Here is a 15,238-nt window from a genome sequence, read left to right as displayed (position 1 = left end):
TTCTATACAATCGTTATATGATAAACCGAAGCTTCTGTTTTTCTACTGTCAGTTCAATTCTGTCGAGCTTTCCCGGGATCTCTCCGTCTGTCTGCACCCAGCAGGGCGTCGACGTACGAATTTCAATCCGGGAGGCGCGATACTGATCCACGCCTTTAAATCCTCCGTGCTTTCCCTTCAATGCAAAAGGGATAATGATCGGGAATTTCCATCTCGGCACGTTATTGACCACGCACAGGTCGAGCAGCCCGTCCTGATCGTCTGCCTTCGGACAAAAGCAAAAGCCGCCGCCCTCGTAGCGGTGAATCATTCCCGCTGCAAATAAAAGCTTTCCTGCTTTGATGATCTCCCTGCCGTCCAAGCGAATCGACGCCCTGCAATACTGCAGCGTCAGCATCTGCTTCAAGCCGATCCCAAGATACGTTAGCTTGCCGATCCCGAGTTTGTTTAACGCGTCCTTCATCGGGGAATCGAGCGCCTCCTGACAAACCGCTGCATCATATCCTATGCCGCAGCTGACCAGAAAATGCCTTTTTTGCGTTTTTCCATCAGCATTCCATGTGACGCATCCAAGATCCATCCGGTGCTCTGTGCCGCCATCCAGCAGCTTTTTCATCAGAGGCCTGATGTCGTGCCCAATCTTAAGATCCCGCGCCAGGTCGTTACTCGAACCGGTCGGGATATAACCGAGCCGAACCTGTTCGAAATGCTGCATCCCCTGTATGGCTTCATTGAGCGTTCCGTCTCCGCCGAGCACAATTAAAAACCGTTCCGCTCCTTCGGAAACATTCGTCAGCCGTTTTGCCAGCTGCCTGACATCGCCGCGCTTTTCCGAAAAATAAACCTCATAAGGAATACTGCGCTCCTGCAAAACTGCTTCCGCCTGTTTCCAGAGCGCATAGCCCTCTCCTGAGTGGGCTGCAGGATTTACAATAAACAATAATGGAAGCCTGCCGTCCCCATATTCACATTCACAGTACATTTAGAACCCTTATCCTTTGTTTTTCCTAACCTTATCTTTACTAAGTCTGTATTTTATCCACAAATATTTCCAAAGTCAATACAGGGCAAAAAGAATTCGTAAAAATTTAAGGAAAAGATAACAAAACCGCCGGGGCTTTCGAAAAAGCCGCCGGCGGTCTGTATCGGCTGCAAGCTGCAGCGTCGGATTTATTTTACTGTGATTGCTGTGATATGGGGATTTACACCCTCGTACCAGTACAGGAAGCCTTCTGCATCGATGGTATCACCGATCTGCAGATTTTTAACAGCCTTGTAAACATCGCTGTCCTTGTCACACAGATAAGACTCAACCAGGAAGGTGTAGGTTTCGCCGTTGCTGGAAACGTTGAAGTACAGGTCGTCGCCCTCAGAACCGGAACCATCGTAGTTGTACAGATAAGGAACATCGTTGCCGTCTGCATCCTGACCAGCCGCTTCTACAGTCAGATCCGTAAAGGTAACATGCTGGTTCTGATGATCGATCAGCTCGTCTGTGCCAAGCAGGTCAGTAACATCAACTGCAGGAGCGATATATTCGTCTGCGCCCTCTACGAACTCAAAGGTTGCATCCATCAGCTCAACTTCGCCGGACCACTCGGATTTGTAACCGGTTACGCGGATTTTTACGCCGGGAACGAGCTTTTCATAATCTTCTTCGGAACAAGCCATGTCATACAGGAAGTATGCACCGTCCTTGTCCTGTGTATAAACAGTAGCCTTGTCTTCCCACCAGGACTGTTTTGCCTGAACGTAGCTCTCGATGGTCACTTCGCTGTCCAGATCTGCTGCAACATAATCTGCATAGGATAAAACATCGCCTGCTGCTTCTTCTGCTGCAGTGCTTTCTTCTGTGCTCTCAGTTGCGGTCTCTTCTGCTGCAGTGCTTTCAACAGTCTCTACTGCAGTGCTCTCAGCTGCTGTCTCTGTGGTTTCTGCTGCCTGTCCGCAGCCAACCATTGCTGCAGTCATGGAAACGGTCAGAACCATTGCCAGTAATTTTTTCATCTTTCTTCTCCTTTGTCTCCAGGACGTTTCCCGTCCCATGGAAAACCATTTTTGCTTAAACACTCTTATTATAGCCGAAATGTCCGGAAAATCAATCCCCTCTTTTGCTTTTTTGCAATTGCTGCCAGACCACATACAAAAGAATCAACACCCAGGCAGCGCCAATCACACTGAGCAATACGACGGAGGTCGTCGGAAGCGGTCCCAGATCCTGTTTGCCCGCCGTGCTCTGCAGCGTATCATTTAAGTGATACAGCGCAGTCACGTCATCGAAGAGCTTATCCGTGTATGCCTCGTCCACGGTTTCTTTTCGACGTACAGATTTTGCCGTTTTTTCAATCAGCTGTCCTGCCGCATCCCGCAGGGAAGCCGAGCCGGAAAAGACGGGCGTTGTAAACGTATCCTGCGTATGATTTAACAAAAGCTTCGCCGCTTCGATTTTTACTTTGTAATGGGTGTCCGCATCCTCGCCCTCCCGCGCAAGATAATCCTGATATTCGGCGGACTCCTGCGCTTTGGACGTGACCGGTACATAGCCTTCTGTCTCAGAATAGGAAATCTGCACGTCGCTGGTCAGAAGGTACTGGGTAAACAGCCAGGACGCCAACACCTCCTGCGGATCTTCCTTATAAAAAACACAAACCGAGGGTCCCTGCGAAATCATCTGCATATTTTCCGGGTCATACTGTGGAACGGGACGCACCGCCACCTCAAAGGACTGCTTTGCCTCGTCGCTGATATCCGACAGCGGCGCATCGGGGCCCATCCAGGTCGCGCCTGCGGTGGAATCCACGGCGAATACGCACTGACCGGCATTTAAAAAATTCGCCGGATAGCTCGAAATCTTAAACGTTGAAAATGCACCGGAACGGACATGATCCGCAATCGTAAACAGAATGTCCTTTGTCGTATCGTTGAAAATCTCGACCTCGCCGGACTGCGTGGAATATCCGGCGTTTTTCTGACGCAGCATCTGAATCATCATATTGTCGGTGGATTTGTAGATAAACGGGATCATAACGTCGTCCCCATTTAACACATACTTTCCATCCGCGGCCTTTTTCGCAGCTGCCTCAGAGACTTCCCAGATAAAATCCCAGGTCAGCACGTCAGGAACCGTATAGCCCAGCTGCTCCACATAATCCTGGTTGATATAGCAGGCTTCTGTCGAACGCATGTAGGGAAGCGCGTAATAATGTCCGTTTAAGGAACATTCCTTCAAAAACTGCGGAATTACTTCCTCCTGCGTCGGGGAATCGAATTCCAGATTGCTTCCGCCAAGTCCATAGGCGGGATCTGCCATCAGCTCATCCAGAGGTACGACCACCTGACTGCCGGTTAAATACGTTGCAATATGATCCGGGTAGGTGATGCAGACATTCGGCGTCGTCTGCGTCGCAATATTCGTAATAACGTCGTTGTAAATTTTGCCGTAATCCGTGTACAGCTTCAGATTGACCGTGATATTCGGGTAGAGTGCCTCAAAATCCGCGATCGTTTTTTTGTAAATATCCGTCTGACGGATGTTCGTGTCGTTTTTTGCCCAGAACGTGATCTCATACTGCTTTGTCGTGTCGAAGCTCTCCGGCACTTCAAACGCAGCTTTTTCCTTCGAGCCGTGACATCCGGTCAGCCCTGCTGCAGCCCCGGTCAGACAGACGAACGCCATCGCACAGGACAGCATCTTTTTCCAGAATGGTCTCATCCTTTTACCCCTCCCTGCGATACGCCCGCCATAATCTTTTTGCGGAACACCAAAAACAGCACGATCAGCGGAACCGAAATCACGACCACCGCCGCCATCATGGCAGGGATATTTTCTCTGCCGAAGCCGTTTTCCCGGATCTCCTGAATGCCGTTGGAAACCAGATAATATGCCGGATCGTCCGTCACCAGACGCGGCCAGAGATAGGAGTTCCAGCACTCAATGACCTTTAAGATCCCGACGGTAACAAGGGTTGGGCGGCAGATCGGGAGCATCACCTTCCAGAGATATTTCAAATCAGAGGTTCCGTCCACCTTTGCCGCACGGTACAGCTCGTCTGGAACCTGTTCAAAATTTTCTTTCAATAAATAAATGTAAAACACCGAGGTCACGGACGGCAGTACCAATCCGGCAAAGCTGTTGCGCATGCCCCACTGTGTGATCGTCGCGTAGTTGGTGATCATGACCAGCTCCGCCGGAATCATCATCAGGGACAGAAAAAACGTGAACACCAGATTTTTTCCCGGAAAGGAAAGGCGTGCAAACGCATATGCCGCGAGCGTGATCACGACCATCATCAGCGCCGTCGTCACAACCGTGAAAATCAGCGTATTGAGCAGATATTTGCCCAGCGGTACAGAAGTAAACGCATCTGCGTAGTTCTGCAGCGTCGGCGAAAGCGTAAACAGCTTCGGGATATGCTCTGCGTTATAGGAACCGTAGCTTTTTACGGAGGTTAAAAGCATCCAGTAAAACGGAAACAACACCACGAGCGCCCAGAACGTCAGAAAAATATAGGTTCCTGTCTTGCCAGCTCTGGCTTTTTTCCGGTCCCGTTCTTCGGTTTGTCCATAATCCAATTCTTTGTCCATAACGGTCTGCCTTTCAGTAATGCACATGTTTTTTGCTTACGAGAAGATTGATACAGGTAATCGTCAAAACGATCACAAACAGAAGGATTGCCGCCGCGGAAGCATAGGACGGGAAGCCACCGCTGTCCCCGTAAAGCATGTCGTAAACATAGCCGACAATCGTATTCATCCCAGCCGCATTCAAATCCGTTCCAAACAGCGCAACTGCATCGCTGTAGGCTTTAAACGCGCCGATAAATCCAGTGATAATCAGATAAAAAATCATCGGGGAAATCATCGGCACTGTGATCTTCCAGAAAATTCTCGTCTTCGAGGTTCCGTCCACCTTCGCCGCCTTGTAATAGTCGGGATTTACCGAAGCGAGGGCGCTCGTTAAGATCAGAATTTTAAAGGGCATAACGACCCAAATCGTGTAAAAGCACAGGACAAACATCTTCGCCCAGTAGGGACCGCTGATAAAATCGACCGGTCCTGCACCGAACCAGTGCAGCATCAGGTTGATTAAACCGTCCGTATATTCTGTTTTCTGGAACAGCACCATAAATACCATGCCAACCGCCAGCGTATTGGTCACATAGGGCAGGAAAAATACCGTCTGATACAGGTCGCGCAGCGCTTTAATCGAGCTGAGTGCCAGGGAAATCAGCAGTGCAAAGCCTGTAGATAAGGGCACGGTGATGACAACCAGAAGGAATGTATTTTCGACCGCCTGTAAAAAATACGGGTCATGCAGGACATAGGAATAGTTGTAAAATCCGGTTCCGAAATAGGTCTGGGACGCAAAGTTATAGCCCTCCTCCATCGAATAAACAAACACGTCGATCAGCGGATAGACGAGGAAAAATCCCAGAAATAAAATGGCAGGCAGCAAATACAGCCATGCCCTGAGGGTTTGTTTTTTCATGGTCAGCTCCTTTTGCCTGCAGGCCGCTTTAACACAGTCTCAATCCGGCTGCCGTCTTTTGCATCAAACAAAAATACCTTATCTGTTTTCAGCGAGAAGAAAACTGCCTGTGCCATATCCTGATTTAACCTGGTCGAGCCGACGATCGCGCGGATGGATGCATTTTCCGCAGCCGGATGGGACGCGACAATGCTGATATCTCTGCCCAGCACCTCGATGCCCTTTAATGCACAGGAAAACGTTCCGTCCTCGTCCACAACAAAGCCCTCCGGACGGATACCGACCGTTACCTCCTGGTCAGGCAGATCGGCAAGCAGCACCGTCTCTTCCCCAATTTTCACCTGACCGTCTGTCACTTTTCCGGAAAAGACATTGATCGGCGGCGTGCCCAAAAATTTTGCCACAAACAGGTTTGCCGGCTGGTCATAAACCTCCTGCGGTTTGCCGATCTGCTGCAGGATGCCTTCTTTCATGACAACAATCAGGTCGGAAATACTCAGTGCCTCCTCCTGATCGTGCGTGACGAAGATCGTCGTGATTTTCGTCTCGCGCTGAATCCTGCGGATTTCTTCCCGGGTCTGCAGGCGCAGGCGCGCATCCAGGTTCGACAGCGGCTCATCCAGTAAAAGCACGCGAGGCATTTTTACCAGTGCACGCGCGATGGCTACACGCTGCTGCTGACCGCCGGAAAGCTCCCTGGGCTTTCGATCCAGCAGTTCTTCCAGCGAAACCATCTTCGCTGCGTCCAGCACGCGCTTTTCCATCTCTTCTTTGGAAAGGCGGTCTTTTCCCTTTAAATTCTCCAGCGGGAACATAATATTTTTCCGCACCGTCAGATGCGGGTATAGCGCGTAATTCTGAAATACCATGCCGACACCACGATGCTCCGGCTCCACGCCCGTCACATCCTCGCCGCCGAAGAAAATTTTGCCCGAGGTCGGCTTTTCCAGACCGCAGATTAGGTTTAACGTCGTGCTCTTACCGCAGCCCGACGGTCCTAACAGACCGATCAGCTGACCGTCCGGGATCGTAAAGTTAAATTCGTTGACCGCGATGACATCCCCCGGATGCTTGCGGTTTCGGTTCGGAAATTTCTTTGTCAGGTTCTGTAATTGGATCTCCATAATGCCCTCTCTTTTGCTGTTGTCACCAGCGGCGGCAACGTTTTTTGACAGATCAACCTGTATTTGGGCAAAATCTGCCCATATAACCTGATTATAGCGAAAGGGAGCGTATTTCTCAAGACCTTTCCTTGGAAAGCTGCGAAGGGCAAAAACAATTCGGCGCCATACAGCTGTTTTCTGACAGCAGCTGTATGACGCCGAGATATTGCCGGCAGGCGCTGTTTTTATCGTATGGAAACTTCGTTTCCATACGATAAAAACGCTCTGCGAGGATGCGCACTCGGCGCAAGGGTAGATGGTTGCTGAAGCAACCGCGCCTCGGCGCGAGAATGTGCCAAGGCACATTCTTTTTTATTCATGACAATAGAATGCTCGCAGAGCGTGCATTCTATTGTTTCTCCTGCCATTTTAGAATCCTTTTTTACCGCACAGTCGGAATCCGTGTTACAACAAAGCTGTTTGCCGGAAGCACGATGCCGTCTGCTGCATTGCTCTCGCACTCCGAAAGTTTTACGCTGTCCGGATGCTCAATGCAGTTATACGCGTCTTCACCCTCGCCGGTCAAAATCACGTTCTTTGCCGTTCCTGCTGCCCGGAAGCTGCCCAGATCGAGCTCGAGCGTTTTTTCGCAGTCGTTATGGTTGACCACCTTGAAGATGAGATCTCCGGTTCTTTCATCGAGGCTTACATTTGCATAAACCTGCTCCTTGCGCAGCTCTTTTTCCTGTCCGTCCATCGCAAGGGTCACGGTTCCCATATTTTCTCCGTAAAGCTTCTGTACGAAATAGCTGGGCGTCCCATAGGCTTTCGTCTCATCGAACCAGATCATATCCGGAGACCACTGCGCGTAGCCGACTCTTGCAAACAGGGGCGCATAGGAAGCCAGCACAACAACGTCCGCATTTCTTTCCACGCCGGTCAAAAATGCAGCCTCTGCCAGTGCGCCGCCCAGGGTGTTTGCCTGAGGCAGGTTCATGCCGCTGATCGGATGAGAAGCATATTCCCCGGAGAACACCTTGACATCCCTCGGATATTCATCATAGAAATCTGTATGTGCATAAAACCAGTCGGGTTTTACATAGTAATGCTCATCCACTGCATAGCAGAAATTGTCTCTTGCAGGAACTTCTTTTTTATAGAATTCCCATGCCTTGTCGTAATGCTCGGAGGTGATATCCGGTCCTGCAGAGCCGATCAGCTTAATTTCGGGATATTTTGCGTGGATTGCCTTTTCGAATGCCTGATACCGACCAAAGAAGTCAATCTTTTCCGTCTGCCACTGCTCATTGCCGATGCCGACCATCGTCAACCCGAAGGGCTCTGGATGTCCCATTTTTGCACGGACACTGCCCCAGGTGCTGTCTGCGGGACCGTTTGCAAACTCGATCAAGTCAACCGCATCCTGCAAAAACTCCTGAAACTCCGGCTCGTCCATTTCCACCAGCTCATAGGACTGGAACTGGCACGCCAGACCGACATTCAAAACCGGCAGCGGCTTTGCACCGATCAGCTCACACAGCAGAAAATATTCATAAAAACCGATGCCGAGGGTCTGGTTGTAATGGGAATACTGCGTGTGCCATCCGTTTTCCTCGCTCGTCAGATGCACTGCCCAGCGATTGAAATTCGTGCGGCGATCTTTGATGTCGCCGACGCTCTCTTTCCAGCGGTAACGATTTTCCAGCGTATTTCCTTCGATAATACATCCACCCGGAAAACGCAAAAAACCGGGATGCAAGCCTTTTAACAGGTCAAACAGATCTTTGCGGAACACACCTGCCACCGCATCGTCCGGCATCATGGAAATCAAATCGAACTCGACCGTGCCGGGCTTTGTCAGGCTGATTGTAAATCTGCCGTTCCGGATTGTCTCCCCGGCTTCCAGTACTGCTTCATACAGGTTCCATTTCTGCCAGGTTTTCTCCGGCGCATGGATGCAGGAAACCTCTGCCTGTGCGCAGATTCTGCCGTCCTTTGTGACCTGTACCGTAATATCTCCTTCCGGATACTGCGCCGCCCGCGCATAAAACCGAACGGTGTAGGTCTTTCCTTTTTCCAGATAAATACCGTCATACGCCTTATTCCAGAAGCCCTGTCCGGCATCCTGCGCCGTGAACCGCAGATACCACGGATTCACGCGGCTGATCGGGCTGCCCGTCACATATTCCATGCGGCCCTCACCACATTCTTTGGTCGCATTCCAGCCATAGCCCCATGCAGGCTTAGTATAATAATCTCCCACGTCCCCGTAACAGTCCACAAAAGAGAACGACCGGTTTTCAATCATCTCTGCGTACAGACCGCCGTCCGCCGCGTAGTTGATATCCTCAAAAAACAGACCGATCATGCCGTCCTGAACCGCCGCCTTTTTGCAGTTTGAAATCTGAAGCTTCACAACAATACCCTCCTTCTTATCTATTTGCAAGGTTCTTTAGTTTTGTTTAAATTATTATACTTCGTTTAAAACATCTTTGTAAAGAGGGGGATGGAATTATTTTCCCGCCGCGACGCGCTGCGGATACCATTTTTCAAACCAACCCGTAAAGATGCCCATGAGCACGGTCGCCATGTTGTTTAAAATCTGCATCAGCGTCGTATGCCCTGCCGACAACAGAAATGCCGACCAAATTGCAATCAGAATGTAGAGGATTCCCCAGCCAGCCGCCAGGATTCTGTTCGCTTTCATAAAAATCGGATTTTCCAACGCATCGTCGCCATGGTAGTTGTATTTGACATAAGCCGCACAGAGTGGCTCTTTTGTCAGGCAGGATAACAGCCACATCAGCCCGAAGCCCAGATATCCGGCAAGCAGTGCGATATTGACGCAGCCTTTTTGCAGGGCGAGGACAGAAAGCAGTGCGACAATTCCAAAGGAAAGCCGGTCATAAACCGTCAGCTTCCGGTTCCACGCAGCAAGCGGCAGGCACGCGCAGATCGCCAGCGTCACGATCGCTCCGACATTTCCTCCGACAGGCACTGCCACCCAGAACGTAATCCATGCTGCCAGCATGAAAATCATCTGCGGCTGTTTTTCTTTTTCTGCTGTCCTCCCGTCGGATTTTTTGCCGGATTTTTCTTTTCCCGCAGCTGCATTTGCTGCACCAAAGAAATCATCCCAGTGTATCATCAGGGAAAAATCTCCGGTCACGCGATACATTCCTTTTGCCAGTGCTGCATCCCCACGGATCTCTCCCCTTGCAATCGACTGCCAGACGTCCCAGGGCGTCTCGATCACCGTCGTTGCTTCCCTGCTGCCTGCATCCAGCACCGTGCTGCCGTCTTTTCCGAGCACGATCTGCCATGCTTTTCCCAGATCTGTATAGCGGATTTCCAGCACGCGCTCTTTTTGGTCGAAGCTGTCTTTGTTATAAAGTGCCGCCATCTGCCTGGTAAAGGTCAGCACCGGATCTTCCTTTTCGCCGCTCTTTTTTTCCACGCCCCAGCTCGCATCCGCCATTTTTTCAAATACATCTCTCGGATATAACAGTTCTCTCAGCTTTTCCTTCGCGTCTTCTGAGATCGCCTGTTTCTGTGCGTATTCGCGCCCCGCCTGTCTGACGCATTCCAGATATTCATCCGTCCGCGCCTTTAATTCCGGAACACGGAACAGCTCACCCTGTCCGCAGAAAATGCTTTCATACTGCCCTGCGCCGCACACATGGTCGAACAGCTTTGTCACGCTGTCGTAATTATTCTTTGCGGTATAAAATCCGCAGGTGGAAATCAGCAGATGCCGCTTACCGCTCATATCGTATCGGGACGGATGCCCGCCGCTCCCGGTCTGCCCCTCCTGCTCTTCCATAAACGGGAGGTTCATGGGCAGCTGCCTGTCGATAAAGTTTTTCAAAAGCCCCGGAACGCTGAAATAGTAAAGCGGAAAGCTCCAGATCATGAGATCCGCCCACAGCTCTCCTTCGATGCCCTCCTGCATGTCGTCTGTCATCACGCATTTGCCCGGCGTTTTGTTCCAGCAGGCAAAACAGCCCCTACAGGGAGCGATCTTTTTCTCGGAAAGGTTCATCTGTCTGATCTCTGCATCCTTGTCGATTTCCAAAATGCCCTCCAGAAATGCTTTGGAGAGCTTTAACGTGTTGCTTCGATCGCCTTTCGGGCTTCCATTGATCAAAAGAATTTTCATACCAATCTCCATTTCGCAGGCGCTTTGCGCCGAAGGAACCGCGAGACAAACATCCAGTTCGTCTCTGCGATCCTGGCTACTTTGTGTCGCCTGCAACGCAGTTTCTCTTATGTTCAGTATAGCACACCCGAATATCCGCTGCATTGTCATTTTGGTAAAATCTGTCGTTTTTCGACCCTTATACTCCGCTGTGTTACGGCACATCTACCATAATCACATCCGGTCCGATCTGTTTGATATCCTGATACGCAATCGCATACTCCGTATCGCAGCCAAACAGGCATTTCCAATTTTTGCCGCCGATGCCCGGCACAATGATTTTCTGGATCACGCCGCTGCACTCATCGAACTCGAAGTCCGTCACATGTCCCATTTTTCGGCAGTCGCGTAAGTTTACGACTTCCTTGCTTTTTAATTCTGAAAAAAGCATCCGAAATTCTCCCGTTTTTTCTATCCTATGCAGCGGCGCGCACGCTGGTGCAGCGCTTTTCACTACGGCTGCCATGCGCTGCAATACATCAAAATCTGCGTCATCGCTTTGAATAAATTCCGTTTTTTCGTCCATGCTCTTTTCATAGCTTTTCAATCACAGGAGGCAATGCCATGGCACTCAACAAAGTGGAAATCTGCGGCGTCAACACCGCCCGCCTGCCGATCCTAACCAATGAAGAAAAAGACGCGCTTTTTATCCAGATCCGGCAGGGCGACGCCGAGGCACGGGAACAGTTTATCAAGGGAAATCTGCGGCTCGTTTTGAGCGTCATCCGACGCTTTTCCTCTGCAGGGGAAAACGTAGACGATCTATTTCAGATTGGCTGTATCGGTCTGATCAAGGCAATCGACCATTTCAATACCGAACTGGGAGTACGGTTTTCAACTTATGCTGTTCCAATGATTATTGGCGAGATCCGGCGTTTTCTGCGGGACAACAACTCCATCCGGGTCAGCCGTTCGCTGCGCGACACCGCCTATAAAGCCATCTACGCGCGGGAAATGCTTTTAAAAAAGAACCAGAAGGAGCCGTCCATCACCGAGGTTGCCTCCGAGGTCGGCATCTCCCGGGAGGATATTGTCTATGCCCTCGACGCCATCCAAAATCCCATGAGCCTGTATGAGCCGATTTTCACAGACGGAGGAGACACGCTCTATGTGATGGATCAGATTCGGGATAAAAAGAACCGGGAGGAAAACTGGGTCGAGCATCTGTCTTTGTCCGACGCGTTAAAAAAGCTCAATGCCCGGGAACATGAGATCATTTCTCTGCGCTTTTTCGAGGGAAAAACGCAGATGGAGGTTGCCGAGCTGATCGGGATTTCCCAGGCACAGGTTTCCCGGCTCGAAAAAAATGCTCTCCGCATCATGCGCGCGTATTTGAGCGCATGATGCAGGGAGCATGTAACACACGGTGTGAGTATTTCACGGCATGACAGCACATCCCGGAATGCGTGCAGGCATGGCGGTCGGCCGCAGCTACAACGCGCAGCTTCACTCCCGCACCATCTCTTTTTTCAGCCGCTTCATGATCTTTTTTTCCAGCCGGGAAATATAGGACTGGGAAATACCCAGATATGCCGCGACCTCCTTCTGGGTCATTTCCTGCCCGTCCGGCGTATCCAGTCCAAAACGCAGGCTGACGATTGTGCGCTCCCGCTCGGAAAGCTTCGCCACCGCATTTCTTAAAATCCTGCGCTCTGCCTCGTTTTCCATATCCCGGTAGATCACGTCCTCATCCGTCCCCAGGATATCCGACAAAAGCAGCTCGTTTCCGTCCCAGTCCACGTTCAGCGGCTCGTCGATCGAAACCTCCATCCGCGTCTTGTGGTTGCGGCGCAGATACATCAGGATTTCATTTTCAATGCATCGGGATGCATAAGTTGCGAGCTTGATATTTTTCCCGGGATTGAATGTATTGATTGACTTGATCAGTCCAATCGTGCCGATCGAAATCAGATCCTCCACGCCGACGCCCGTATTATCGAATTTCTTTGCTATGTAAACAACCAGGCGCAGGTTGTGTTCAATTAAAATTGACCGCGCCTCCTGCGCATATTCCTCTGTCGCCAGATCCTGAATCACTTCGTTTTCCTGTTCCGTTTCCAGAGGTGCCGGAAGCACATCTGCGCCGCCAATATAATGAATATCCCCCTCATGTGCCATAAAAAATGCCGGTTCCCGGCGAATCAATTTAAACTGCACTTTTCCCGGCATCGCTACTTTTAATATCATGGTCTGCTCCTTTCTTTTCCTCCAGTAATGCTGGATGCAGAATCATCTGGTATCCGCCCGACCGGCTCAAACGCCCGGGTCCGACCGCAACCGTCACATCTGCAATCTTTTTCTCCTGTCCGTCTTTTCTCAGATACAGTTCTGAAACCGTCACCGCCCGAAGGAGTCCGTGGGCCCTGCCGATGCTGTGATAGGGAATCAGCCGAACCGCCTTTTCCGTCGAAATTCCAAGCTTTTTCGCCGTCTCTTCGTCCAAAACGCAGACCGGACGCCCCGTGTACGGGTCTTTCAGGGAATTTCCGCTGTCCATCAACGCGCTTCCGGAAAAAAACTTCGTTTTCCAGAAAAAAGAGACTTTCCAGATCGGATGTTTCTGCCGCCTGCGCTCCCGGTCCAGAAGCTTTGCGCCATACCAGACGACAATCGCGCACCAGACCAAAAGCTGCATCATGGAAACCTGCCCGCCGGTCCCAAAACCGTTTTGATCGGTTTCAAACAGCTCCCGGACTTCAGAAATGCCGTTGCAGACGCCGCCGAGCACGCAGGCACAACACATATAGCAGATCCAGACACGCCGCATTCCTTCCCGGCTTTTGACCCGAAAGCATCGCTGTACCCACCAAAGTGCTGCAATCAGGCAAAAAAACGTTTTTCCTGCCAGAATTATCCCTACTTCTCCCTGCAAAACCGCCGGAGCAGGCAGCAACAGGATTGCCGTAAAGCACAGCGCATTTCCGGCTGCTATTTCGATAATCCGTCGAACCCTTACTGTTATCCCAGACAGTTTCGCTGTCAGAAATAACAGCAGCACATTGATACAGGTGTGCATTATCCAGACCCGGTCTGCATAAATCCGATAGCTCACAAGCCTTTCCTCCCGCACGTTTTCCAAAACTGTATGTCCTTATTATAAAAATGCGGGCGCGTGGATTTTGTCGAAACGCTGTGCACTGCCGGGGAAAGTTTCGACAAAAAAACACCGCGAAATGACTTTTTCAGTCACCTCGCGGTGTTTTCTGTTTCGTTACTAAAATTATTTATTTTTTCTGAAGGAAATCCGGAATCTTTAAATCTCTCTCCTGTACCTTGCTGCGCAGTACCGTAGGAGCAGGCTGAATGCCATTTATGCCTGCCGGCTTCTTTAATTCCGCATTGGAAGCAGCTCCGGGATGAACCGGCTGCTGCAGTGCGCTGTTATACGGTCTTGTCGTGTTCGCGCCCGTCGCGCTCACTGTGGTCTTCATACCGGTCTGGCCTACGGAAGGAGTGATCGTTTTTCTTGCAAAGGAAGTACCGAAGCGGGAAGCCGGTGTCTCCTCAATACCGGTTGCAATTACGGTAATCCGGCAGTAGTCTGCCTGGTTGGAATCGTACATGGCACCGAAGATAATGTTAACGTCATCGCCGGTGATCTCACGGACATAGTCCACCGCATCGGAAGCGTCGAACATGGAAATATCGCCGGACACGTTGATGATGATATCGGTTGCGCCTGCAATCGTTGTCTCTAACAGCGGGCTCTCTACAGCGGCTTTGACTGCCATAACAGCCTTATCGTCGCCTTTACCTTCGCCGATACCGATGTGAGCAATGCCCTTGTCGCGCATAACGGTCTGTACATCTGCAAAGTCGAGGTTAATGACTGCGGGGACGTTGATCAGATCGGTAATTCCCTGTACTGCCTGCTGAAGGACTTCGTCGGCCTTCATCAGGGCTTCCGGCATACTGGTACGCTTGTCCACAATTTCCAAAATCTTGTCATTCGGGATAACGATCAGAGTATCCACGCTGTCACGCAGCTTCTCGATACCGGACATCGCATTGTTCATACGGGTCTTTGCTTCAAAGCGGAACGGCTTGGTTACAACACCGACCGTCAGGATTCCTTTGTCCTTGGCGAGCTTTGCGACAACGGGAGCCGCACCGGTTCCGGTTCCGCCGCCCATACCGCAGGTAACAAATACCATATCTGCTCCGTCTAAGGATTTGGAAATTTCTTCTGCACTCTCCTGAGCTGCCTGCTCACCGATTTCGGGCTTTGCGCCTGCGCCCAGTCCCTTGGTCAGCTTCTCGCCGATCTGCAGGTGCTTTTCCGCTTTGCAGAACTGCAGAGCCTGTCGGTCTGTATTGACTCCGATAAACTCCACACCGTCAATTTTCTCATCAATCATTCTATTTACAGCATTATTGCCTGCACCGCCAACTCCAATGACAAGGATGTGCGCTGCCGCTTCTGCGTCATTTACTTTAATCTCCAGCAAG

13 protein-coding genes are annotated in these 15,238 nt (G+C 50.8%); 1 reads left to right on the top strand and 12 read right to left on the bottom strand.

Translation table 11 applies throughout. From position 1 onward, the window contains the following. Positions 1-13 precede the first annotated feature (13 nt). The 9 genes from ACLTOQ_RS03275 to ACLTOQ_RS03235 all read right to left on the bottom strand — a co-directional run bounded on the left by ACLTOQ_RS03275 (position 14) and on the right by ACLTOQ_RS03235 (position 11,315). Positions 14-982, bottom strand: a complete 969-nt coding sequence (locus ACLTOQ_RS03275) for a diacylglycerol/lipid kinase family protein (RefSeq protein WP_412318732.1) — start codon at positions 980-982, stop codon at positions 14-16. A 188-nt stretch (positions 983-1,170) separates the two neighbouring features. Then, positions 1,171-2,007 (bottom strand): hypothetical protein, encoded by an 837-nt coding sequence (locus ACLTOQ_RS03270; protein WP_021915086.1) that lies wholly within the window; start codon positions 2,005-2,007, stop codon positions 1,171-1,173. Positions 2,008-2,098: 91 nt separating this feature from the next. Then, a complete protein-coding gene (locus tag ACLTOQ_RS03265) occupies positions 2,099-3,712 on the bottom strand; it encodes an ABC transporter substrate-binding protein (protein WP_412318731.1) in 1,614 nt (537 codons plus the stop codon). Continuing rightward, positions 3,709-4,584: a carbohydrate ABC transporter permease gene (locus ACLTOQ_RS03260; RefSeq protein WP_117960342.1), complete on the bottom strand. Its 876-nt coding sequence runs from the start codon at positions 4,582-4,584 to the stop codon at positions 3,709-3,711. The genes ACLTOQ_RS03265 and ACLTOQ_RS03260 overlap by 4 nt, the downstream gene beginning before the upstream one ends. A gap of 13 nt (positions 4,585-4,597) precedes the next feature. Beyond that, the gene (locus tag ACLTOQ_RS03255) at positions 4,598-5,488 is read right to left on the bottom strand and encodes a sugar ABC transporter permease (protein ID WP_337672670.1); all 891 of its coding nucleotides are present in this window, start codon (positions 5,486-5,488) and stop codon (positions 4,598-4,600) included. Positions 5,489-5,490: 2 nt separating this feature from the next. Beyond that, positions 5,491-6,612, bottom strand: a complete 1,122-nt coding sequence (locus tag ACLTOQ_RS03250; RefSeq protein ID WP_117960283.1) for an ABC transporter ATP-binding protein — start codon at positions 6,610-6,612, stop codon at positions 5,491-5,493. A 421-nt stretch (positions 6,613-7,033) separates the two neighbouring features. Continuing rightward, positions 7,034-9,007, bottom strand: coding sequence for an alpha-L-arabinofuranosidase C-terminal domain-containing protein (locus ACLTOQ_RS03245; RefSeq protein WP_412318730.1), 1,974 nt, complete (start codon positions 9,005-9,007; stop codon positions 7,034-7,036). A gap of 96 nt (positions 9,008-9,103) precedes the next feature. Then, complete coding sequence (locus tag ACLTOQ_RS03240; protein WP_412318729.1) at positions 9,104-10,750, bottom strand: NAD(P)H-dependent oxidoreductase; 1,647 nt, start codon at positions 10,748-10,750, stop codon at positions 9,104-9,106. Positions 10,751-10,943: 193 nt separating this feature from the next. Further along, the gene (locus ACLTOQ_RS03235) at positions 10,944-11,315 is read right to left on the bottom strand and encodes a YlmC/YmxH family sporulation protein (protein WP_337426041.1); all 372 of its coding nucleotides are present in this window, start codon (positions 11,313-11,315) and stop codon (positions 10,944-10,946) included. A gap of 38 nt (positions 11,316-11,353) precedes the next feature. Between ACLTOQ_RS03235 and sigG the strand changes: the two genes are divergently transcribed. Beyond that, complete coding sequence (gene sigG, locus ACLTOQ_RS03230; protein ID WP_117960275.1) at positions 11,354-12,133, top strand: RNA polymerase sporulation sigma factor SigG; 780 nt, start codon at positions 11,354-11,356, stop codon at positions 12,131-12,133. A 102-nt stretch (positions 12,134-12,235) separates the two neighbouring features. Here sigG and sigE read toward each other — a convergent pair whose 3' ends face one another. From sigE to ftsZ, 3 genes are all read right to left on the bottom strand, one after another. Beyond that, a complete protein-coding gene (gene sigE, locus ACLTOQ_RS03225; RefSeq protein ID WP_021915833.1) occupies positions 12,236-12,976 on the bottom strand; it encodes an RNA polymerase sporulation sigma factor SigE in 741 nt (246 codons plus the stop codon). Further along, the gene (locus tag ACLTOQ_RS03220) at positions 12,936-13,841 is read right to left on the bottom strand and encodes a sigma-E processing peptidase SpoIIGA (protein WP_412318727.1); all 906 of its coding nucleotides are present in this window, start codon (positions 13,839-13,841) and stop codon (positions 12,936-12,938) included. The genes sigE and ACLTOQ_RS03220 overlap by 41 nt, the downstream gene beginning before the upstream one ends. A 172-nt stretch (positions 13,842-14,013) precedes the next feature. After that, the gene (gene ftsZ, locus ACLTOQ_RS03215) at positions 14,014-15,237 is read right to left on the bottom strand and encodes a cell division protein FtsZ (RefSeq protein ID WP_412318725.1); all 1,224 of its coding nucleotides are present in this window, start codon (positions 15,235-15,237) and stop codon (positions 14,014-14,016) included. Position 15,238 lies beyond the last annotated feature (1 nt).

The sequence above is a fragment of the Gallintestinimicrobium sp. genome, from assembly GCF_046968865.1.
GTDB classification, from domain to species: domain Bacteria; phylum Bacillota; class Clostridia; order Lachnospirales; family Lachnospiraceae; genus Gallintestinimicrobium; species Gallintestinimicrobium propionicum.
This window is presented reverse-complemented; position numbering and strand designations above follow the sequence as displayed.

Bases quoted from the DNA above. Each gene is read 5' to 3' on its own strand.
- ACLTOQ_RS03275 (WP_412318732.1), bottom strand. From the start codon at position 982: ATGTACTGTGAATGTGAATATGGGGACGGCAGGCTTCCATTATTGTTT.
- ACLTOQ_RS03270 (WP_021915086.1), bottom strand. From the start codon at position 2,007: ATGAAAAAATTACTGGCAATGGTTCTGACCGTTTCCATGACTGCAGCA.
- ACLTOQ_RS03265 (WP_412318731.1), bottom strand. From the start codon at position 3,712: ATGAGACCATTCTGGAAAAAGATGCTGTCCTGTGCGATGGCGTTCGTC.
- ACLTOQ_RS03260 (WP_117960342.1), bottom strand. From the start codon at position 4,584: ATGGACAAAGAATTGGATTATGGACAAACCGAAGAACGGGACCGGAAA.
- ACLTOQ_RS03255 (WP_337672670.1), bottom strand. From the start codon at position 5,488: ATGAAAAAACAAACCCTCAGGGCATGGCTGTATTTGCTGCCTGCCATT.
- ACLTOQ_RS03250 (WP_117960283.1), bottom strand. From the start codon at position 6,612: ATGGAGATCCAATTACAGAACCTGACAAAGAAATTTCCGAACCGAAAC.
- ACLTOQ_RS03240 (WP_412318729.1), bottom strand. From the start codon at position 10,750: ATGAAAATTCTTTTGATCAATGGAAGCCCGAAAGGCGATCGAAGCAAC.
- ACLTOQ_RS03235 (WP_337426041.1), bottom strand. From the start codon at position 11,315: ATGGACGAAAAAACGGAATTTATTCAAAGCGATGACGCAGATTTTGAT.
- sigG (WP_117960275.1), top strand. From the start codon at position 11,354: ATGGCACTCAACAAAGTGGAAATCTGCGGCGTCAACACCGCCCGCCTG.
- sigE (WP_021915833.1), bottom strand. From the start codon at position 12,976: ATGATATTAAAAGTAGCGATGCCGGGAAAAGTGCAGTTTAAATTGATT.